The sequence below is a fragment of the Bradyrhizobium sp. USDA 4451 genome (genome assembly GCF_054822585.1).
In genome coordinates, this window is the sequence record NZ_JBTRCH010000001.1 from 7,164,554 (window position 1) to 7,186,066 (window position 21,513).

Here is a 21,513-nt window from a genome sequence, read left to right on the forward strand (position 1 = left end):
ACCACTTGGCCGGAACCCGAAACGGATTAGATAGGGTTCACGCAGAGTCTACTCGGACCGAGCACGGGTTCCCTTTAGATTGCCGCTTCGTTTTCTCGGGCCAGCAGATTTCAGCTTCAGATGACCTCGACATTAAATCCCGAGATCGCGCGAGCCGATGGCGATCTCAGGATCGCGCTGCTGCTTGGCATTGCGAACTGGTTTCTGTTCCTCGACCATGTTCCGCACAACGTCGTCAGCACACTGACCATGCGCAATTTCGGCTTCAGCGGTGCGACCGACCTGTTTGTCTTCGTCGGCGGCTACGCCGTGACGCTCTTCTATGCCAGGATGGCGCACGAGCGCGGATTCCTGGTGGCCGCAACCCGCATCTTCAAGCGCGTATGGCAGCTCTATGCGGCCTATGTCGTGCTGTTCGTGATCTATGTCGAGTTGATCAGTTACGTCGCCGCACGAACCGCAGCGCCCGAGATCATCAGCGAATTCAACATCACCGGCTTTATCGATCACCCGATCCGGACTCTGATCTACGGCTTGTTCCTGCAGGCCAAGCCGCTCAATCTCGACGTGCTGCAACTGACCATTGCGCTGATGGCCTTTCAGCCGATCGTCGTGTTCGGGCTGCTGTACGTCCCGAACGCGACGCTTGTCGGATCCCTGGCCCTCTACGCAACCGCCCGTGTCCTCGACTGGAACCTGACATCATCGACGTATGGAGCCTGGTATCTCAATCCGTTCTGCTGGCAATTGTTGTTCGTGATGGGCGGCTGGCTCGCGCTCATCGGTACGCGCCACGCGCCGACGATCCGCGCGATGCAGGCCATTCCCGCGCTGCGCGCCACGGCGTTGCTGTATCTGCTGTTTGCGCTGACGATCGTCTCCAGCAGCGAGATCCCGGCGCTCGCGCAGATGATGCCGAGCGGGCTGAGCGACGTGCTCCTGCAGAACGACCGGGAGGAAGTCGCGCCGCACCGCATCCTGCATTTCCTGGCCCTGACCTTCCTGTTCACCTGGATGGTGCCGCGCGACTGTGAATACCTGCGATCCTATGCCCTGCAGCCGGTGATCAAATGCGGCGAGGAATGGTTGGCCGTGTTCTGCGCAGGCGTGTTCCTCTCCTTTGCTGCACACCTGATCCTGATCACCGGCCCCTACTCGCTGACGAGGCAGGTCGCGGTCAGCATCGCCGGTATCGCAGCGATGACCGCCGTCGCCTACTATGTCTCCTGGTCGAAGCAGCAGGACAACAAATCGGCCGTCGGCGCGCATTCCTGACATCCGTCTCCTAGTCGATCAGCATCGCGCGCCTGAGCCGCGTCTCGCTGTCGCGCAACATCGCGGCATCGAGGCCGCCGCGTGCAGCGGCATCGGTGGCGCAGGCGAACAGCCGGTAAAATTGCAGCCCATCATAGGCGACCAGCAGCAGATCGACGCCGGCGTTCAACGCCTCCACGACCGCGGTGCAGACATCGTGCTGATAGATCGCGCCCATCACCAGATCATCCGTCATGACGATCCCCTGATAGTTCCAGGTCTTTCGGATCAGCCCATCGACGACGGCCTTCGAATGCGACGCAGGCCGTCCGGGATCGAGCGCAGTCACCGCCACGTGCCCGACCATCAGGCGCGCGCCGGTCGTTGCCAACACGTCACGGAACGGACGCCAGTCGGTCGTCTCGAGCTCGCCGAGCGGCGTATCGAGATCGGCCGTGAAATGATGCGTGTCCGCGCGCACCCGGCCTAATCCGGGAAAGTGCTTCACGGTGGCGTTCACACCCGCGGACTCGAGGCCATCAATGTACGCCCTTGCGATCGCGCTCACCTTGGCCGGATCGTCGGAGATCGCCCGCTGATCGATCAGCGTATTGAAATCGAACCGGTTGTGCTTGGCCTCCGGACGCAGGTCGAGCACCGGCGCAAAGTTCAGGTTGATGCCGAGCGACGCCAGGTCGCGGCCATGGATGCGGCCGAACTCCTCGGCTTTTGCTTTTTGTTGATCCGGCGGCAGGTCGGCGAGCGAGGCCAGCGCGGGCAGCCTCGTCAATGGCGGCGCGAGGTGCGAAACGATGCCACCCTCCTGATCGGTCGCGACCGTCAACGGCGGCAGTCCCGCCGCACGCCGCCTGGCCTGCAGGGTAGCGATCTCCGCCTTCAAGGCGTTAGCCGTCCTGCCCACAATGTTGCGCCGCGTTACGTAGATCCCCGCAACGAACCCGTTCTCGGCCAGCGGCGCGACTTCGTCAAAAGATCGGTAACCAACGATGAAGTGCCGCCCAAGCGACCGCGCGAGCACCGGTTCGGTCTGGAGAACGCGCTGCTTGCGCAGCTCGAACACACCGTACGCGGCCAGCATCGCGAGCGGCGGCAGGCACCATAGCATCACCAGAAGCCGGCCCATCCACGCCCGCCAGCGCCAAGCGCCGCAGCGAACCAGCAGGAGCACGACGGCACCGCTGATGGCCACGAGGAGGAGATTGCCTGCCCCACGCAGCGGGACCAGATACGGGTCGTTGGTGTTGACGCCCGCGAAGACGAGAACGAGGCCTGCGATCCAGAGCAGGGTAATGCCGACGCATTTGCTGATTTGCATGGGGACCACGACGGACTGAAGAGCTCGATCGGGTTCGTCCCTATCAGACGAGGTTCGCCGACGCGAGCCGGCAGCCCCCACCTGCACGCAATCTGCATAAAAATCCTGAACTCCTGCTGATCGCGCTCTCGCCCGCTGCACACGCACAGCTCACCTTCGCCAGGCTGCGGGCCGGATGTCATCTGCTCGCGACCAACCCGCGCGGACCTTCACCCGACCACCATGATGCCGATCCGTTCTTGTCTCTCGCGGCAGTTGCCTTGTAGAACAATTGCATCAAGCGAGGGTAAGGCGTGGCCAGAACGCCGCATTCGGAGATCCCATTGACCCACCGCATTCTCGTTGTCGACGATGACCCACATATCCGCGAGGTGATCCGTGTCGCCCTCAGGAAAGCCGGCATGAGCGTAACCGAAGCGCGCGACGGCAAGGACGCGTTGGCCCGGTTTGCCGGCGAGCGGCCGGACCTGATCGTGCTTGACATCGGTATGCCGGAGTTCGACGGCCTCGACGTCTGCCGCGAGATCCGCAGATCGTCCGACGTGCCGATCCTGTTCCTCTCCGCCCGCGACGAGGAGATCGACCGTGTACTCGGCCTCGAGATCGGCGGCGACGACTATGTGACCAAGCCGTTCAGCCCGCGCGAGCTGGTCGCGCGGATCAACGTGATCCTGCGGCGGCTGACGCCGCGCGCGGGGAGCGTGACGTCGGAGGCGACCGTGCTCTCCCGGGGACGGCTTTCGATCGATCCCGAGCAGCACGTCGCGACGTTCGCCGGCACCGCGCTTCATCTCACCGCGATCGAATTCGGGATCCTGCGCGCCTTCCTGACGCGGCCAGTGGCGGTGTTCAACCGCGACCAGATCATGAGCGCTGCATACCAGCTCAATATCCAGGTCTCCGACCGCACGATCGACAGCCATATCCGCAACATCAGGGCGAAACTCGCCGCCGCGAAGTGCGACAATGTGATCGAAACCGTGCACGGCGTCGGCTTCAGGCTCGGGCGCTGCGAGCCGCAGGCATGACATCCTTCCGCGCCGACCGGAAATGGCGACCGTCGCTCAGCTTCGTGATCTTCACCGTGCTCGCGCTGGTCGCCGTGCTGCCGCTGATGGGGCTGTTCTTCTTTCGCCTCTACGACAACCAGCTGATTCACCAAACCCAGGCCGAGCTGATTGCCCAGAGCCGCGTGCTGGCTGCGATCTATGCGCGGGACGTGCAGGCACGGCTCGACAAGGGCATACCGCTCGGCGCTGCGGTGCCGCCGGAAGCACTGCCGGATCCCGGCGACCAGGTCACCCCGATCCGGCCGGCGCTCGACCTCGCCGGCAACGATCTGCTGCGGCGACGGCCCGATGCGCAGCCGGCGGCAAAACCCGCGGATCCGGCCTACGTCGAGATCGGTGCCCGGCTGATGCCGATCATCCTCGAGACCCAAAAGGTGACGCTGGCGGGCTTCCGGATCCTCGATCCGCAAGGCGTGGTGATCGCCGGCCGCCAGGAGGTCGGACAGTCGCTTGCTCACATCGAGGAGGTGGCCGCCGCGCTGGGCGGCCAGTACAGCGCCGCTTTGCGCATCCGCATGCCCGACAAGCCTCCGCCGCCGATCTATTCGATCAGCCGCGGCGTCGGCGTTCACGTCTTCTCCGCGATGCCGGTGATCGTCAACGACCACGTTGCCGGCGTGATCTACACCTCGCGAACGCCGAGCAACATCTTCGAGCATCTCTATCAGGAGCGCGGCAAGTTTCTGCTCGCCACGCTGGCCGTGCTGCTGGCCACGGTTGCGATCGGGCTGATGTTCTCACGCACTGTGACGCGTCCGATGCGCGAGCTCGTCGATCGCGCCGTGCGAATCGGCCGCGGCGACCGCAACGCCTTCCAGCCGTTGCAGCACTATGGCACCCGAGAGCTCGCTCAGCTCTCCGACAGTTTTCTCGACATGGCCCAGCAGCTGTCGCGCCGCTCCGACTACATCGCCACCTTCTCGACTCACCTGACGCACGAATTGAAATCGCCGCTGACCTCGATCCGGGGCGCAGCCGAGCTGCTGCAGGATTCGCTGCAAAGCAAATCGGATACGCTGACACGATCCGAACAACGACGATTCATCTCGAACATCCTTGGCGACGTCGAGCGGCTCGATGCGATGAGTCAGCGGCTGCGCCAGCTGGCGCGTGCAGAGAGCGTTCCGCAGAACGAGCAGACCCTGCTCTCCAGCGTCGTCGAAACCTTGAGGAGCCGCTTTCCCGGCCGTACCATCGCGGCCAGCGGTTGCCTCGAGCGCTCGATCGGAATGTCCGGCGAGAAGGCCCTGATCGTGCTGGCGCATCTGGCCGACAACGCGTTCCGCCACGATGCGACAGCGGTCCAGATCGAAACCAGCGGCGACGCTTCCCGCATCCGGATGCTGGTGCGCAATGACGGCACCCCGATCTCCGACTCCAACCGTGACAAGATCTTCGAGGCCTTCTTCACCACCCGTCGCGACAGCGGCGGCACCGGCATGGGGCTCGCGATCGCGCAAGCCGTGATGGAGACCCATGGCGGCTCGATCCGTCTCTTGCCCTTAAGCCACGGCGTCGCCTTCGAGCTGGAGTTTCCCGCGGTCTGACCGGCTCGCCGTCGCCTTGCGAGGGTGCCTGACCGCGGACTATGTCCGCCGCGACGCCAGGATCTTCTGGGCGGCGCGCAGATGCGGCTTGTCCAGCATCTTGCCGTCCATCTTGGCGACCCCGGATGGATTGTCGGCGAATGCGGCAATCACGCGCTCCGACCAGGCGATCTCCTCGTCGGTCGGCATGAAGGCCGCGTTGACGACATCGACATGCTTGGGATGGATCACGGCCTTGGCGAGGAAGCCGTCCTGCCGCGCCGCGATCGCCTCCGCCTTCAGCGCCTCGAGATCGTTGATGTCGGTGGCGATGGTGTCGATTGCGACCACGCCGGCGGCGGCCGCGCCGATCAAACAGAGATCGCGAGCCAGGATGAAGGGCGAGTGATATCGTCCGTCGGTCCGGTTGCGGGTTGCGCCGAGTGAGGCCGCAAGATCTTCCGCGCCCCACATCATGCCCCACAGTCGCGGGCTCATGTTCTCGAAGTCGAGGATCTTCAGGACCGCGCGCGCCGTCTCGGTTGCGACCGTGACGATCCGCGTGGTGCCCTGCGCGATCCCGGAGGCGGCCTCGAACGCGTCGAGATAGAGCGCCAGCTTGTTGACATCGGCGGCACCTGCGCATTTCGGCAGCACGATTCCGTCAGGCTTCCCTGGCATCACGGCGGCCAGATCCCCCAGTGTCAGATCCGTGTCAAACGCATTGACGCGGACATACATCGTCTGGCCCGGATTGCGCGTATCGAGCATCTGGCGCGTGATCGCGCGCGCGGCCACCTTCTGGTCCGGCGCGATGGAGTCCTCGAGGTCGAGGATCACGGCATCGGCCGCGGTCTTCTTGGCGCTCTCATATTTCCGGGTGCTGTCGCCGGGAACGAACAGGAACGATCGCATCGTCTATGCCTTTGGCTTGCAGTGCATCAGCCCGGTACGGCGGCAGCTCGCCACCACCTCGCCGCGCTGATTGGTCATGGTGTGCTCGAACTCGACGATGCCCTGGGTGGGCCGCGACTTGCTGGCGCGCTTGCCGATGATCTTCGTGTGCGCCTTCAAAGTATCGCCGTGGAACACCGGCCTTGGAAACTTGACGTCGGTCATGCCGAGATTGCCGACCGTGGTTCCCAAGGTCGTGTCGTAGACGCTCATGCCGATCATGATGCCGAGCGTATAGAGGCTGTTGAACAGCCGCTGGCCGAACTCGGTCTTCTCGGCGAAATGCGCATCGAGGTGCAGCGGCTGCGGGTTCATGGTCAGCAAACTGAACATGGTGTTGTCCATTTCCGTCACGGTCCGGCTGAACGCGTGATGGAATTCCTGCCCGATCTCGAACTCCTCGAAATACAATCCAGCCATTTACCGTCCCTTGTAGTTGGGCGTCCGCTTCTCGACGAACGCGTTCAGCCCTTCCTGGCAGTCCTCCGTCGAGGCGACCACCACGAAGCTTTCCGCCGTGTTCTCGACCGAACGACGGAAATCGGCATCGACCGCGCGCATGAAGGCGTCGCGGCCGATCTTCATCACGATTGAAGACTTGGCTGCGAGCTTGCGCGCGATCTCGCGGGCGCGCGCGAGCGCGGTGCCTTTCGGAACAACTTCGCTGAGCAAGCCCATGCGAAAAGCGGTTGCCGCATCGAAGGGCTCGCCGAGAAACAGCGGGCCGAACGCCTGGTGCTTGCCGACCAGCCGCGGCAGCTGCACGAAATGGATCGCGGGGATCAGGCCGACGTCGATCTCGGGATAGCCGAAGGTCGAGCTGTCGCCCGCGATGATCATGTCGCAAGAGATTGCGATCGTCATGCCGCCGGCCCGCACCGCACCGTCGATCGCGGCAAGCGTCGGCTTGCCGATGCGGTACTGCGTATCGTTCAGCGCGAAATAGAGCCGCTCCAGGAATTTTTTGGTCTCGATCGCGGGCTTGCCCCTGACGATGTCGAGGTCGAGGCCGGCGCAAAACACCTTGTGGGCGCTGCTGATGATGACAGCGCGCACGGCATCATCATCGCGCGCCTTCGCCAAAGCCGCCAGCAATGCGTCGATCAGAGGGATACTGAGCGCATTGACCGGCGCGCGATCCAGCACGATCTCCGCGATCTGGCCGGTGACCGAGTAACGGACGAGTTCCTTGCTCATGATCTGCCTCCCGTCAGCTCCTGGCTTGCCGCACAGCGCCGGACAGCAGCAGGACATCGATCTCGGCCGGGCCAAATCCGGCCTCGATCAGCACGGCTCGGCTATCCTGCCCGATGTCTGGCGCCGGACAAAGATGATCCTCGGACAGGCTCGCGATCCCCGGCGTGCGCGGCGAGTACACCGCGCCGATGCCCGGCGTATCCTGGCGCACCGACGCCCTGGTCGCCTCGACATGGGCGTTGCGCAGCCATTCGCCAGGATTAAGAATCCGCTCCGCGATGATATCGGCGGCGTGCAGCCGGGTCAGCCACGTCTCCGTCGCCTCGGTCAGGAACACCTCGCGCAATTGCGGGATCAGCGTGTCGGCGGCATCGGCACGCCGGGCGAAATCGGCGAAGCGCGGATCACTGGCGAGATCCTCGCGGCCGACCGCACCGCACAGCCGCTTGTACTGCGGCTCGTTCACCAGCGTCACCATCATCCAGCCGTCCTTCGTCTGGTAGGTGCCGGCCGGCACATTGAGCGCCCGCGGCGCACCGCCTTCAAGAATGAACTCCGCGACCTTGTGGCCAAGCAGCGCCGACGTCGACTGGCAGAGATTGACATCGATCCAGCGGCCGGTGCCGACCGTCGCTCGCGCGAACAGCGTCGTGGCGATGGCCTGGAATGCATAGACGCCGGTGACGACGTCGGAGATCGTGGTGCCGACCCGATGCGGCACCCCGTCGGTACCGACATTGATCGAGACCAGCCCCGAAAACGCCTGCGCCACCGAATCCGAGCCGGGCCGCTTTGAATAAGGTCCGCTCTGCCCGAAGCCGCTGACCGAGAGATAGACAAGGCCCGGATTGTCGCGAGACAGGCGCTCATAGCCGAGCCCCAGCCGCTCCGCGACCCCAGGTCGAAATCCTTCGATCAGCACGTCCGCCTCGCGCGCCAGCTTCTGCGCGATCGCAATGCCGTCCTTGTGCTTCATGTCGAGACACAGGCTGCGTTTGCCGCGATTGTAGACCGCCGATAGCGTGGTGTGATTACCGTAGGTCGTGCCGAGATAACGCGACCAGTCGCCCTCCGGCGGCTCGACTTTGATGACGTCGGCGCCATACACACCGAGCAGCATCGCACAATAGGGCGAGGCGATCCCCTGCCCGAAATCGAGCACCTTCAGCCCGCGATAGGGCGCCTCATGCGTCGGCGCCTGCTTGCGTTCGCTCGCCATTTGTCCTCCCGTTAGCTTCGAAGGCCCCTACAGCGCGAGATAGCGCTGCCGGATGTTGTCGTTGGCCTTCAGCTCTTCGATGGAGGATGTGTAGACGATCTGTCCCTTGTCGATAACCGTCGCGTGGCTCGCAAGGCCAAGGCAAAAATGCATGTTCTGCTCGGCGATCAAGACTGTGGCACCGGTGCCGCGAAGCTGCCGCAGCAGCTCGCCGATGCGCTGCACGATGATCGGCGCCAATCCCTCGCTCGGCTCGTCCAGCAGCAGCAGCACCGGATTGCCCATCAGCGTGCGGGCGATCGCCAGCATCTGCTGCTCGCCGCCGGACAGCCGCCCGGCGATCCGGTACCGCAACGGCTCCAGCAGCGGAAACACGTCATAGACCCGGCGGATCGACCACTCATCCTCGCCATCAGGCCCCTTCTTCTGGCCGATCACGAGATTGTCCTCGACGGTATGCTCGGGGAATATCTGGCGGTCTTCCGGCACGAAGCCGAGCCCGGCCCGCGCGATGTGATGCGGCCGCATTCCGGACACCACCTGGCCGCGCAAGCTCACCTTGCCGCGGCGTGCCGGCGCCAGCCCCATGATCGCTTTCATGGTGGTCGACTTGCCGGCGCCGTTGCGGCCGAGCAGCGCCATGGTCTCGCCTTTCCGCACGGAAAGGCCAACGCCGAACAGGATCTGGCTGGTGCCATAGTAAACATCGAGGTCTTCGACCTGCACCACGGGCTGCGCGCTCATGCCACCGCTCCCGCATGGTCGTCGCTGCCGAGATAGGCTTCGATGACGGCCTCGTTCCTGCGGATCGCGTCCGGCGTTCCGGTGGCCAGGATCCGGCCGTAGCAGAGCACGACGATCCGCGGCGCGATTTTGAACACGATATCCATGTCGTGCTCGATGAATACGACGGTGATCTTCTGCGTCTCCCAGAGCTCGCGCACCTTGTCGATCATGCGCCAGCGCTCTTCGGTCCCCATGCCCGCGGTCGGCTCGTCGAGCAGCAGCACCTTGGGATCGAGCACCAGTGCGAGCGCGATATCGAGCAGCTTCTGGTCGCCATGCGACAGCGTCGCGGCAGTCCTGTTGCGCTTGCCGGCGAGGCCGAGCAGCTCCATGGCATGTTCGGCGCGGTCGCGCGTCTCGGCCAACGGGAAGCGGCGATGCATCACGCCGGCGCGGCGCTGATCGGCACAGACCGCAGCCAGCATCGTCTCCTCGACCGTCAGCGACGGGAAGATGCTCGCGACCTGGAAGGCGCGGCCGATGCCGTGGCGCACGATCTCCGGCGGGGTCTTGCCCGCCAAGTCGACACCGTCGAGCAGGATCTGGCCGGCATCGGGCCGCAGCGCGCCGGTGATCAGGTTGAAAAACGTGCTCTTGCCGGCTCCGTTGGGGCCGATCACGGCGGTGAGCGAACCATCGGCAAAGTCGAGCGAGACGTTGTCGGTCGCCTTGACGCCGCCAAAGGATTTCGAAATCCCGCGAATTTCCAGCATGGCTAACCGCGCTCCTCGCCGCGTCGCTGCGCGAACCATTCGACGACGAAGTCCATCAGTCCTTTGCGCAAGCCGATGGCAAAGAACAGGATCACGATGCCGAGCACAATGCCGTGGTACTCGGTTAGGCGGGTAACGGTGTCATTCAGGATCAGGAACAGCATGGTGCCGACCATCGGCCCGAGGAAGGTGGTCACGCCGCCGAGCATGTTGATGAAGATGCCCTCGCCCGACATCGTCCAGTAGGCGAATTCGGGATAGGCGCCCGAGACGAACAGCGCCATGATCATGCCGCCGGTCGCGGCAAACAGCGCCGCCAGCACGAAGATGGTCAGCTTCGCCCGCCAGACATCGATGCCGATGAAGCTCGCCCGCGTGGCGTTGTCGCGGATCATGCGCAGCGTGTAGCCGAATGGCGACTGCGCTATCTGGCGCATCAGGAACAGCCCGATCACCAGCAGCGCACAGCTCGTGATGTAGAGATGCAGATGGTTTGCGAGATCGATACCGAGGAACGGCGGTCGCGGAATGCCGCCGCGCAGACCCTGGTCGCCGCCGGTCAGCGATTGCCACGACAGGATGGTGGAATGGATCAGCATCTGAAACGCCAGCGTGACGAAGGCGAAGTAGATTTCCTTCAGCCGCACGCAGATCGCGCCGATCACGACGGCGACGACGAAGGTCATTGCCAGCGTGGCGACGAAAGCGACCGGGATCGCGACGCCGGTCTTCTGCATCATGAGGCCGAAGCCATAGGCGCCGAGGCCGAAGAACATGCCGTGCCCGAACGAGATCAGTCCGGTGTAGCCGACCAGGAGGTTGAGCGAGGTCGCGAACAATCCGTACGCGGCGCAGCGGATCACGAAGTCGAGCAATTGCTTGCTGCCGAACAGCAGCGGCAGCAGCGCGAGCAGGACGAACGCCGCGAGCGCGATCAGAAGATCGCGATAGCGCTGCGGCCTGGCGTCGATCCGGGGCACCTCGAGCGGTTGCGCCTGCTGCCCGGCCTGCAACTCGGTCATGCGACCTCCTTGCCGAACAGGCCGGTCGGACGCGACACCAGCACGATCACCATGAAGAGATACATCAGCCCTTCGGTGAACAGCGGGAAGCCGAGGGATCCGAACGAGCGGATCAGGCCGATCAGCAGCGCGCCGATCAACGCGCCGAGGATCGAGCCCATGCCGCCGATCACGGTCACGATGAAGGACTCGATCAGGACAGAGAAGCCCATGCCCGGCGTCAGCGAGCGCACCGGCGCCGCCAGCGCGCCTGCCAATCCGGCCAGCATGCCGCCGAGCGCGAACACGCCGCCATAGATCAGCCCGGTGTTGATGCCGAGCGCCGACACCATCCCGGGATTATGGGCGGCCGCGCGGATCACCTTGCCGATTCGGGAACGCGCCAACCCCAGCCCGAGAACCACCGCAGCGGCGAGTGCCATGCCGATCAGCAGCAGATAATATGGCGGCACCACGCCGCCGGCGATGAACAGCGGCGGGACCTGGAATGCGGCCGGCATGCCCATCGACTTGAACTCTGGCCCCCAGATCATGCGGACGACATCGTCGAAGATCAGCACGAAGGCGTAGCACACCAAAAGCTGCATCAGCACATCGCGGCCGTAGACGCGGCTCATGAACACGCGCTCGAAGATCAGGCCGAGGATCGCCGTGCCCACGGCGCCGCTCAGGATCGCCAGCGCAAAGCTGCCGGTGAGCTGGTAGGCCGTCATCGCGAAATAAGCGCCGAACATATAGAAGGCGCCGTGGCTGAAATTGACCACCTTGAGCACGCCGAAGATCAGCGTCAGCCCGACGGCGACGAGGAACAGCAGCATGCCGATGATCAGGCCGCTGGTGGTCTGTGTCACCAGGCAGGCAGGGCTGGCGAAGCAACTGGCGAGCGCGTCGAGGTCCACGAGAATCTTCCATTACGGCGGGCCGCAACGCCGGCGCGCGATCAACATCAGATCGAAGGCGGAGGCAGCCGAGTGCCTCCGCCTCGCAGGCGGATCAGGTGTAGCCCTTGCTCTTCTTCCACTCGGCTTCGAGCTCGAAGATGGTCTTCCAGTCACCGGCCTTCACGTCGGGAACGTAGGGCTCCTGCGGGATCGTGGTGCCCCAGCCGATCGCATAGCCGACCAGCGTGTGATCATCGGCGCGCATGGTGACGGTGCCGTCGGCGCCGAACGGGCACTTGATGGTGAGCCCGGTGAGAGCCTCCGCGACCTTCTTGCCATCGGTCGAATTCGCCTTCTTGACGGCCTCGTTGAGGAACATCACCGCGGTTGCGTTCTGCCACGACCAGTTGGTCGGGTACTCGCCGTACTTCGCTTTGTAGGCGTCGCCCCAGGCCGCATTCTCCGGCGTCGCCGGAAAGGTCTTGATGTAGCGGTCGCCGGAGTGGATGCCCTTGGGCAGGTTCTTCACCACTGTGAGCGCGGTGTAGTCGGCCATGTTGACCGCGAACACTTCCATCTGGGGTGAACAACGCGTAGATGTTGGCCTGATCGATGTAGGAGGTAAGATCGCCGCCCCACAGGCAGGAATACATCGCCTGCGGCTTGGCCTGCAGGATCTTGGTCACCACCTCGGTGTAATCGGGCTGGAACAGTTTTGGCCAGGACTCGCTGATGATCTCGACATCGGGCGCGAACTTCTTCAGGTACAGCACGAATTCGCCGGTGGTGTCGCGGCCATAGGCATAGTCGGGCGAACAGGTCGCCCATTTCTTCAGGCCCTTGGCCTTGGCGATCCCTGCCGCATAGCCGGCACCGACGATCGAATCATGAATGCCCTGCCGCACGCAGCGGAAGGCGTTCGGGATGTGCTGCTTGGGATCGGCCGTCAGCGACGAGGCTTCCGAGCAGGTGTGAATGCAGAGCACGCCGAGGTCGCGCGCCACCTCGTGAACCGCGAACGATCCCGACGATGCCTCGCCGTCGAGCAGCATCTCGCAGCCGTCGGTGTTGACGAGCTCGCGCGCGATCCGCGCGGCTTCCTGCGGCTGTCCTTTGGAGTCGCGGATCACCATCTCGATCTGCCGCCCGGCCAGGCCGCCGGCGGCATTGACCTTCTCGACTTCGAGCATCACCGCGTTGCGCGAGGACGTTCCGAGCTGCGCGACGCGGCCCGACAGAATGGTCGGCATGCCGATCTTGATCGTCTTGGCTTGCGCACGCGCCACCCATGGCGCGGCAAAAGTCATCGCACCGGCGCCCATCAGCGCAAGCGTCGAACGCCGGCTGATGCCCGGTTTTCGGGTCCTCGTCATCGTTCCCCTCCCTGTCGGGTTCGCGTTCCCAAAAGCCCTGTCGGAGATCGTTTCGTCTCCATGGCCGAGATGTTTTCAGAGCAAGGGGGGTGACGTCAAGCCAAATATGAATTACGACTCACAATTCATCAAGGGAGAAAACGGCGCCGGAATCGGCCCGACGAGCGGCAAATGATCAATCTTTCCAGCTTCATCGCATTTCATGCCAGGCGGACTCCGGACCGTTGTGCGCTGAAATATCGCGGCGAGGACGTCTCCTACGCCGAGTTTGATCTGCGCATCCGCCAGGTCGGAGGCTGGCTCGCCGCACGCGGGATTGCGCCGGGCGACGTGGTCGCCGTCCTGATGAAGAACAGCACCGCCTTTCTCGAACTGGTGTTCGCGACCAGCCATATCGGCGCGATATTCCTGCCGATCAACTATCGCCTGTCAGCCAATGAGGTCGGCTACATCGTCGGCAATGCCGGCGCGCGCCTGCTGGTCGCCGACGAGGAGCTGGCGGCAATCGCGGCCGGCGATGCACCCGTCGTACTTCTCGATGAAGTCGCGCAGTCCAGCATCACCAACCTGGCGCCCGATATCGCGCCGGCGCCGACCCATGTGCGGCAGCCGCGCGACCTGATGCGGCTGATGTACACCTCGGGCACGACCGATCGTCCCAAGGGGGTGATGCTCAGCTACGAGAACATCTATTGGAAATCCGCCGACCAGACGCTGGTGCTGGGATTGAACGCCGGGACGCGGCTGCTTGTCGTCGGACCGCTCTATCATGTCGGTGCGCTCGACCTGCCCGGCATCGCCGTGCTCTGGCATGGCGGCATGCTGTGCATCCACCGCACCTTCGAAGCCGAACCGGCGCTCGCCGCGATCGAACGCGAGAAGCTCAACGCGGCGTGGTTCGCGCCGGTCATGACCACGGCTCTCCTCACGTGCCCGAACCGCGACCGCTACGACGTCTCCAGCCTGCGATGGGCGATCGGCGGCGGTGAGAAGACGCCGGAAGCCCGCATCCGTGCCTTCTCGGATTATTTTTTGAATGCGCGCTACATCGATGCCTACGGCCTCACCGAAAGCTGTGGCGGCGACACCTTCATGGAAGCAGGACGCGAGATCGAGAAGATCGGTTCGACCGGTCGCGCCATCGCCCACGTCGAGATCGAGATCCGCGACGATGCCGGCAAACGCCTGCCCGCCGGCCAGAATGGCGAGATCTGCCTGCGCGGCCCGAAGGTCACGCAGGGCTACTGGAAGGATCCGGAGAAGACCGCAGCCGCCTTCTTCGGCGACTGGTTCCGCACCGGCGATATCGGCTATCTCGATGAGGACGGCTTCCTCTATCTGACCGACCGCAAGAAGGACATGATCATCTCCGGCGGCGAGAACATCGCCTCCTCCGAGGTCGAGCGCGTCATCTACGAGATGCCCGGGGTGCGCGAGGTCGCGGTGATCGGCTTGGCGGATGCGCGCTGGGGCGAAAAGCCCGTCGCCATCGTGGTGCTGGCCGATGACGCCAAGCTCGATCTGCCCGATCTCACCGATTTCTGCCGGACAAGGCTAGCTAGCTTCAAGGTGCCGCGGCAGTTGATCCTCCGCGACAGCCTGCCGCGCAATCCATCCGGCAAGGTGCTCAAACGCGTGCTCCGCGCCGAACTCGAGGCTAACGCATGACACAAGCGACATCCGCCAAAGTGACAAAGCTCAACCGGGTCGAGCGCAACGCCTGGACCAAGCAGAAGATCTTCGACGCCGCGACCAAAATCGTCGGCAAATACGGCTATGCCGAAGCCTCGGTGGCGCGCATCACCGAGGCCGCCGGCGTCGCGCAGGGCACCTTCTACAATCATTTCGAGAACCGCCAGGAACTGCTCGACCAGTTGCTGCCGAAGATCGGCCTCGACATGGTCCGCTTCATCCATGCCCGCACCGGCACCGCCAGCGAAGCCCGGCAGGAGGTGGAGCGCTTCAGCGCCTTCTTCGATTTCATCCGCGAGGTGCCGGAGTTTCTCCGTATCCTGAACGAAGCCGAGTTCTTCGCGCCGATCGGCTATCAGAAGCACTTCGACAATATCTCGAACGCCTATGTCCGGATCCTGCAGCGCGCGCGGACCGCGGGAGCCACCAACAATTTCAGCGACGAGGAATTCGAGGCCATCGTCCAGGTGCTGATGGGTGCGCGCGGTTATCTCAGCCGGCGCTATTCCTATTCCGAGCAAGGCGTTACCGCCGTGCCCGACTACGTGATCACGGCTTACCAAAAGCTGGTCACCCGCGGCCTGTTCACCACCAGCGACAAGGGAAAGAAGTCATGAGCGCTGACGGCACCATCCTCGTCACCGGCGGCAGCCGCGGCATCGGCGCGGCGACCGCGACGCTGCTCGCCGATCAGGGACACCGCGTCGTCATCGTCGATATCGCGCCCGAACCGCTGGTCGGCACGACCGCCATCCTCTGGCCGGCGCCGTTCGACGTCGCGAGCGAGAGCGCCGTGGTCACGGGCGTCGCCGACATCGAGAAGGCGCACGGGCCGATCACGGGCCTGGTCAACGCGGCCGGCGTGTTCGGCAAGATGCACACGATCGAGCGGGTGCGGATGGAGCAGTGGGACCGCGAGGTCAATATCGACTTGCGTGGCACCTTTCTGGTCGCACGCAGCGTCGGAATCGGCATGGCGAAGCGGCGGCATGGTGCGATCGTCAACGTCGCCTCGGTGGCCGGCATGACGTCGGGTCCGATCCACGCCTATACCGCAGCGAAGGCCGGCGTCATCCAGATCACGCAGACGCTCGCCGCCGAATGGGGCCGCGCGGGCGTGCGGGTCAACGTGGTGTCGCCGGGCTTCACACGCACGGCCGCGCTCGAGGCCGGCATCGCATCGGGCGCGCTGAACAAGGATCAGCTGGCGCGCCCGACCGCGATGAACCGGCTGGTCGAGCCGGTCGAGGTGGCGCAGGCGATCGCCTGGCTGCTCTCGCCGCAGAGCAGCGGCATCACCGGCATCAACCTGCCGGTCGACGCCGGCTACATCGCGGGCACCACCTGGGCCGCCTATGGCGGTCTGCCCGACGCACCAGCGAGCTAAGGACGAGGCATGAATATCGAGCTTCCGCGCAAACACCTCGATCTGTCCTCCGCCATCGCCGAGGGCGACATCCGTGTGTTGCTGATGGTGCTGGTGCACATGACCGGCGACGAGAAGTGGCTCGAGCCGCCCTACAAGCCGAAGCGCGACGTGCGCCTGATCCCCGATCCGGACGCCGGCGTGCCGAAGGAGATCCAGGACGAAATCCGCGCCGCCGTGCTGAACCTGTTCGCCAACGGCACGCCGAAGCCAGCCATCACCGATCCCGGCGATGAGCTGATGCTGAGGATGATGCGCGCGACGCTCGGCGAGAACGTCACCCCGGAGTATGCGCCGCTGATGCGGGAGGAGATGGGCTTCGTCCCGCGCGATGCGCGCTGGCGCACGCCTCCGTCCGACGCAAAGCTGGCGCAGCAGCATGTGCTGATCGTCGGCGCCGGGGTATGCGCGATCGCGCTCGGCGTCGCGCTCGGACGGCTCGGCATCCCCTACACCATCGTCGAGAAGCAGGACGAGATCGGCGGCACCTGGTACGTCAACCGCTATCCCGGCTGCGGCGTCGATACGCCGAACCATTCCTATTCGTTCTCGTTCGGCGCCCGCAATCCGTGGACGCGCTATTTCGCACAGCGTCAGGAGCTGCTCGACTATTTGCTGAAGGTCGTCCGCGAATACGACATCCGCGAGCATGTCCGCCTCTCGACCGAGCTCGTCGCCTCGCGCTGGGACGAACGCAGGCAGCGCTGGATCTCGACGCTGAGGACCGCCAGCGGCGAAGAGAGCTTCGAGTCCACCGCGCTGGTCAGCGCGATCGGCCAACTCAACGATCCCCTGCCCGCCCGCTTTGCGGGAGACGAGAAATTCACCGGCCTCAAGGTTCATTCGGCGCTGTGGTCCGACGACATCAAGCTCGACGGCAGGCATGTCGCGGTGATCGGCACCGGCGCGACCGCGATGCAGCTGGTGCCATCGATCGCCGACCGCGTCGCCTCGGTCACCGTCTACCAGCGCACCGCGCAATGGGCGCGCCCGGTGAAGGGCTATTCCGATCCGATCACCGAGGGCGCGCAGTGGCTGCTGGCCCATGTGCCGTTCTATGTGCAGTGGTATCGCTTCAACATGTTCTGGCGCTACGGCGACGGGCTGCTGCCTTTCCTGCGCAAGGACCCGGCCTGGCCGCATCCCGAGCGCGCCGTCAACAAGGGCAACGACCGGCATCGCCAGGAACTGGCCGACTTCATCCGCTCCGAGCTGAAGGATCGCCCCGATTTGATCGAGAAGTGCATGCCGACCTATCCGCCCTACGGCAAGCGCATCCTGCTCGACAACAACTGGTTCAAGACGCTGACCAAGCCGAATGTCGAGCTGGTCACCGACAAGATCGATCATTTCGCGGCAGACGGCATCGTCACGGCCGACGGCACATCGCGGCGGCACGACGTCATCGTGATCTCGACCGGCTTCAAGGTCTCGGAAATGGCGGCGCGTCTCAACATCACCGGGCGCGAGGGCAAGAACCTCAAGCAGGTCTGGGGCCACGACAATCCGACCGCGTATCTCGGCCTCACCGTGCCTGACTTCCCCAATCTGTTTCTGATGCTCGGACCCAACTCGGGGCCGGCGCATGGCGGCAGCGTGATCTTCCAGTCGGAATGCCAGAGCCGTTACATCTCCGCCTGCCTCGTCGAGATGATCGAGAACGACATCGCCGCGATCGACGTGCATCCCGACGCGCATGATGCGTACATCCGCAACGTCGATGCCGAGCATGAACAATTGATCTGGACGCATCCGGGCATGACGACCTACTACCGCAACAGCAGCGGCCGGGTGTTCTCGGCGATGCCGTGGCGGTTCGTCGACTACTGGAAAATGACGCACGATCCGGACCTCACCGCGTATCGACAGACCAGGTCGCGACAGGGATCCTGACCTGAATTCCCTGGCTCGTTAACTTGACAGGCGGCCATAACTGCCGCAGCATTTCGCCGACTGCACCTGTTGGGGTGCTGGAGCGCCTGCTCCTCGCGTCGCAGGAATTGACGGACGATTATGGGATCGGCCGCCAGGCAGCAGAAGCGGACAGACGTCCGTCGGCCCACTCTTGGAGAGGAGCATGACGCCACCGGCGCAAGCCAGTGACCTTGCTCAGCGGCAAGGTCTTGGTGCACGTTGAGGCTGATAGCAGCTGCTAGCCGCGTGTACCGCCGACAATCTGAACATATCCGCAGGACGAGAGCGCAAAGGCCAAGCGCTTTTAGGTCCCGAAACACCACTGGTCCAAACCAGAGATCCTTCGCTAAAACGAAGTAGCAGGGCCCCGCGATGCTTGACTGCACCGGGGCCCACTCGTTTGCGCATCGTCCCTCTGTCGCCCCGCCGCATTGCGCCATCGTGCGGGATCGGGAACAATTGCTCTGACGCGACGAGGAACGTTGATGGAAAAGCCGAAGGTCCGAATCTACACCGACTACAAATCTCCTTATGCCTATGTCGCCAACAAGCGGCTGTTCGAGCTCGAAGAGGCCTGCGGCGTCGAACTGGAATGGCTGCCCTACACGCTGCGCATTCCCGAATTCATGGGCACGGTGGAGGCGCGCACGCCGCACTTCTGGCGCAAGGTGCGCTACTCCTACATGGACGCGCGGCGGTTCGCCAACGCACAGGGGCTGACCATGAAGGGCCCGCGCCGCATCTACGACGCGTTCTACGCCAGCGCCGGGATGCTGTTCGCGCAGCGTCACGGGCTGTTCCGGCCGTATCACGACACGGTGTTCCACAGGTTCTGGAATCACGAGCTCGAGATCGACGACCTCGCGGCGATCTCCGGCGTGATCGCCGCGATCGGCGGCTCCGCCAAAGCATTCAAGGCCTATGTGCACGGCCCTGCCCGCGCCGAGCACGATCGCATCATCGACGAGGCCGAGGCACTCGGCGTGTTCGGCGTGCCCAGCATGGTATTCAACGGCGAACTGTTCTGGGGCGGCGACCGCATCGATATGCTGGTTGAGCGGATCAGAAATCCGGAGTCGATCGCGTCTGCGCTCGGCAGCAGGTACCGGCCGTAAGGCATCAACCGTCTCGAATTCGACTACGACCCTTCTATCCGCCGCTGTGCATCCTCGAGGACACCTATGAGCGGATGCTGCCGAAGCCCGGGCGTGCCGCGCGCAACGGCGAACTCGCCTGGCCGGCGCTGCTGCGCAAGCTCGACCGGGCCGATCCGTCGTATCGGAACTGAGACGAAATCGGGCCTTCGCATCAACTTTGGGCGGCGCTTGCCCGCAATTTGAGCGCACGTTTTGCCGTGACTTCACCGATGCTAGTCGACAGCGAGGCGGCAGGTGCGTGCGATGAAGACCTTCATTCGCGTTGTTGAACTGTGGGTGCCCGATCGAACGCGGACGCGGCTCGAATTCGGCGGCAGCCTCTCCAGTAGCGAGTTCGCGGAGTTCAACGCCGTCAGCGAGAACGCGTTGTTCGCCTATGACGAGGGCCTTCCCGGCAAGGCCTGGGCCAGCCGCCATCCGGTCATCCTGACCGAATTCGCCAACTCCTGTTTCAAGCGAGCCGACGAGGCGATCGAAGCCGGCCTGACCTGCGGTGTCGCGCTTCCGGTGTTCGCCGGCGAATTTCTGATGGCGGTGATGGTCCTGCTTTGCGGCGACGACAGGAAGCATGTCGGCGCGATCGAGCTCTGGCACAACGACCCCGACAGATCCCACGAGATGGCGCTGGTCGACGGCTACTACGGCACCGCCGACATGTTCGAGTTCAACTCGCGTCACACCAAATTCCCGCGCGGCTTCGGTCTGCCCGGCCGGACCTGGAAGGCGGGCATGCCGCTGATCATCAAGGACCTGCACAATTCCAGGAGTTTCCTGCGCTGGGAGGACGCATCCGAGATCGGCATCAATTGCGGCGTCGGCATTCCCTACACCATCGGCGATCAGACCTGGGTTGTGACATTCCTGTCGGCCCAGGCGACACCGATCGCCCGCCGGTTCGAGATCTGGGTGCCGAACGAGCAGCGCTCGGCGCTGCTGTTCCGCGCCGGCGATTGCAGCGAGCAATCCGATCTCGCCAAACTCTATGCAACGACGACGATCCGACGAGGCGAAGGCAGCATCGGCGGCGCATGGGCGACCGGCATGCCCGCGCTCACCGAACATCTGAAGCAGGATGAATCGATTGCGGCAACATCGGCGCGCGCCTCCGGCCTCGACCAGATGGTCGCACTGCCGGTGATCGAGAACGCCCGGCTCAAGGCGGTACTGGCGTGGTATTTGTAGTTGTCGCGTTTGCAAATGTCGCCTCCGCAACATTGGTTGTCTCGGCAAAAGCCGGGACGACAGGTGTTTCTCGCCACAAGATTCCCAACAACGTGGTGTCATCACCCGGCTTGACCGGGTGATCCAGTATTCCAGAGACAGCGGTGCTTGAGTCGAGAAGCCGCGGCGTACTGGATCGCCCGGTCCCGTCTACGCCAAGGCTTCGACGAGGCAAGCAGTCCGTGGCGCGCCGAAGCTTTAGCGGAGGCGGCGAGCCGGGCGATGACAGTTGTGGATGAGGACGCAGTTTTGCATTCTCGCGACATGATTTGTCCGAGTCTTGCTTCTCGTTCCGCCCTCTCCGTTGGTGAGGGCGCAGGGAAAGCCGGGTGCCGATCGCACCCATGGGCCCCGTGCAATGGGTAGAAAGCACGGGGGGTAGGACCACAGGTGTAACCGGAGCAATCCGGCTTTCCCTGCGCGATGGCTTACGGCTTATACGTGCTCTCCCCGGCGAGACTTGGCTTTGTTGTCACCGTCTTCGCAACGCGCATTGCGCAATCGGAAAAGACACCTGCCACTAGGGCGTCAGGCCTGCACGATTTCGCCGTCCGCCTCATGCGCACTCGTCAGTTGCGCAATCGGCGTCCACCGCATCTCGACCCACGTTCGTGACGACCGCGAAGCGCCCCTCGTGTCGGGTGAGACGGACGGAATTGGATCACTGATTTGCCCGACGACGGAAGCACTGATTTGCCCGTCGGGGTGATTTGTCGCAGGTGCCTCCATCAGCCCCGATATTGAGCCTTGCACGCGATCGGTCGATCTGCGC

Annotated in this window: 18 protein-coding genes and 1 pseudogene; 9 read left to right on the plus strand and 10 right to left on the minus strand. The window is 64.1% G+C overall.

From position 1 onward, the window contains the following. The first annotated feature begins 120 nt into the window (after nucleotides 1-120). Nucleotides 121-1,275 (plus strand): OpgC domain-containing protein, encoded by a 1,155-nt coding sequence (locus tag ACVMB0_RS33580; RefSeq protein WP_461348932.1) that lies wholly within the window; start codon nucleotides 121-123, stop codon nucleotides 1,273-1,275. 10 nt (nucleotides 1,276-1,285) lie between these two features. Here the strand turns inward: ACVMB0_RS33580 and ACVMB0_RS33585 are convergent, their stop codons facing one another. Further along, nucleotides 1,286-2,590, minus strand: coding sequence for a glycoside hydrolase family 3 N-terminal domain-containing protein (locus ACVMB0_RS33585; RefSeq protein WP_461348933.1), 1,305 nt, complete (start codon nucleotides 2,588-2,590; stop codon nucleotides 1,286-1,288). A 323-nt stretch (nucleotides 2,591-2,913) separates the two neighbouring features. Between ACVMB0_RS33585 and ACVMB0_RS33590 the strand changes: the two genes are divergently transcribed. Next, nucleotides 2,914-3,618 carry a response regulator transcription factor gene (locus tag ACVMB0_RS33590; protein WP_461348934.1) on the plus strand — a complete coding sequence of 235 codons (705 nt, stop codon included), beginning with the start codon at nucleotides 2,914-2,916 and terminating at the stop codon, nucleotides 3,616-3,618. Next, the gene (locus ACVMB0_RS33595; RefSeq protein WP_461348935.1) at nucleotides 3,615-5,207 is read left to right on the plus strand and encodes an ATP-binding protein; all 1,593 of its coding nucleotides are present in this window, start codon (nucleotides 3,615-3,617) and stop codon (nucleotides 5,205-5,207) included. The genes ACVMB0_RS33590 and ACVMB0_RS33595 overlap by 4 nt, the downstream gene beginning before the upstream one ends. Before the next feature lie 39 nt (nucleotides 5,208-5,246). Here the strand turns inward: ACVMB0_RS33595 and ACVMB0_RS33600 are convergent, their stop codons facing one another. The 9 genes and pseudogenes from ACVMB0_RS33600 to ACVMB0_RS33640 form a co-directional block, all read right to left on the minus strand. Beyond that, a complete protein-coding gene (locus tag ACVMB0_RS33600; RefSeq protein ID WP_461348936.1) occupies nucleotides 5,247-6,101 on the minus strand; it encodes an HpcH/HpaI aldolase/citrate lyase family protein in 855 nt (284 codons plus the stop codon). 3 nt (nucleotides 6,102-6,104) lie between these two features. Further along, nucleotides 6,105-6,560, minus strand: a complete 456-nt coding sequence (locus ACVMB0_RS33605; RefSeq protein ID WP_456753560.1) for a MaoC family dehydratase — start codon at nucleotides 6,558-6,560, stop codon at nucleotides 6,105-6,107. After that, the gene (locus tag ACVMB0_RS33610) at nucleotides 6,561-7,337 is read right to left on the minus strand and encodes an enoyl-CoA hydratase/isomerase family protein (RefSeq protein WP_461348937.1); all 777 of its coding nucleotides are present in this window, start codon (nucleotides 7,335-7,337) and stop codon (nucleotides 6,561-6,563) included. Nucleotides 7,338-7,350: 13 nt separating this feature from the next. Next, nucleotides 7,351-8,556 (minus strand): CaiB/BaiF CoA transferase family protein, encoded by a 1,206-nt coding sequence (locus tag ACVMB0_RS33615; RefSeq protein ID WP_461348938.1) that lies wholly within the window; start codon nucleotides 8,554-8,556, stop codon nucleotides 7,351-7,353. Between the two features lie 27 nt (nucleotides 8,557-8,583). Further along, nucleotides 8,584-9,300, minus strand: coding sequence for an ABC transporter ATP-binding protein (locus ACVMB0_RS33620; RefSeq protein ID WP_461348939.1), 717 nt, complete (start codon nucleotides 9,298-9,300; stop codon nucleotides 8,584-8,586). Then, complete coding sequence (locus ACVMB0_RS33625) at nucleotides 9,297-10,055, minus strand: ABC transporter ATP-binding protein (RefSeq protein ID WP_461348940.1); 759 nt, start codon at nucleotides 10,053-10,055, stop codon at nucleotides 9,297-9,299. The genes ACVMB0_RS33620 and ACVMB0_RS33625 overlap by 4 nt, the downstream gene beginning before the upstream one ends. Nucleotides 10,056-10,057: 2 nt before the next feature. Then, complete coding sequence (locus ACVMB0_RS33630) at nucleotides 10,058-11,077, minus strand: branched-chain amino acid ABC transporter permease (RefSeq protein ID WP_461348941.1); 1,020 nt, start codon at nucleotides 11,075-11,077, stop codon at nucleotides 10,058-10,060. Beyond that, nucleotides 11,074-11,976, minus strand: a complete 903-nt coding sequence (locus ACVMB0_RS33635; protein ID WP_461348942.1) for a branched-chain amino acid ABC transporter permease — start codon at nucleotides 11,974-11,976, stop codon at nucleotides 11,074-11,076. Before ACVMB0_RS33635 ends, ACVMB0_RS33630 begins: the two co-directional genes overlap by 4 nt. 94 nt (nucleotides 11,977-12,070) lie before the next feature. Next, nucleotides 12,071-13,331: pseudogene (locus ACVMB0_RS33640) on the minus strand (ABC transporter substrate-binding protein). 171 nt (nucleotides 13,332-13,502) lie between these two features. Here ACVMB0_RS33640 and ACVMB0_RS33645 point away from each other — a divergent pair. The 6 genes from ACVMB0_RS33645 (at nucleotide 13,503) to ACVMB0_RS33670 (ending at nucleotide 20,702) form a co-directional block, all read left to right on the plus strand. Then, entirely contained in the window at nucleotides 13,503-14,999 is a 1,497-nt protein-coding gene (locus tag ACVMB0_RS33645; protein WP_461348943.1) for an AMP-binding protein, read from the plus strand. Next, nucleotides 14,996-15,640: a TetR/AcrR family transcriptional regulator gene (locus ACVMB0_RS33650; RefSeq protein WP_461348944.1), complete on the plus strand. Its 645-nt coding sequence runs from the start codon at nucleotides 14,996-14,998 to the stop codon at nucleotides 15,638-15,640. The genes ACVMB0_RS33645 and ACVMB0_RS33650 overlap by 4 nt, the downstream gene beginning before the upstream one ends. After that, nucleotides 15,637-16,410, plus strand: a complete 774-nt coding sequence (locus tag ACVMB0_RS33655) for an SDR family NAD(P)-dependent oxidoreductase (protein WP_456753550.1) — start codon at nucleotides 15,637-15,639, stop codon at nucleotides 16,408-16,410. Before ACVMB0_RS33650 ends, ACVMB0_RS33655 begins: the two co-directional genes overlap by 4 nt. Nucleotides 16,411-16,419: 9 nt before the next feature. Beyond that, a complete protein-coding gene (locus tag ACVMB0_RS33660) occupies nucleotides 16,420-18,342 on the plus strand; it encodes a flavin-containing monooxygenase (RefSeq protein ID WP_456753549.1) in 1,923 nt (640 codons plus the stop codon). 506 nt (nucleotides 18,343-18,848) lie between these two features. Further along, a complete protein-coding gene (locus tag ACVMB0_RS33665) occupies nucleotides 18,849-19,478 on the plus strand; it encodes a 2-hydroxychromene-2-carboxylate isomerase (RefSeq protein WP_456753548.1) in 630 nt (209 codons plus the stop codon). A 285-nt stretch (nucleotides 19,479-19,763) separates the two neighbouring features. Then, nucleotides 19,764-20,702, plus strand: coding sequence for a GAF domain-containing protein (locus ACVMB0_RS33670; RefSeq protein WP_456753547.1), 939 nt, complete (start codon nucleotides 19,764-19,766; stop codon nucleotides 20,700-20,702). Nucleotides 20,703-21,513 lie beyond the last annotated feature (811 nt).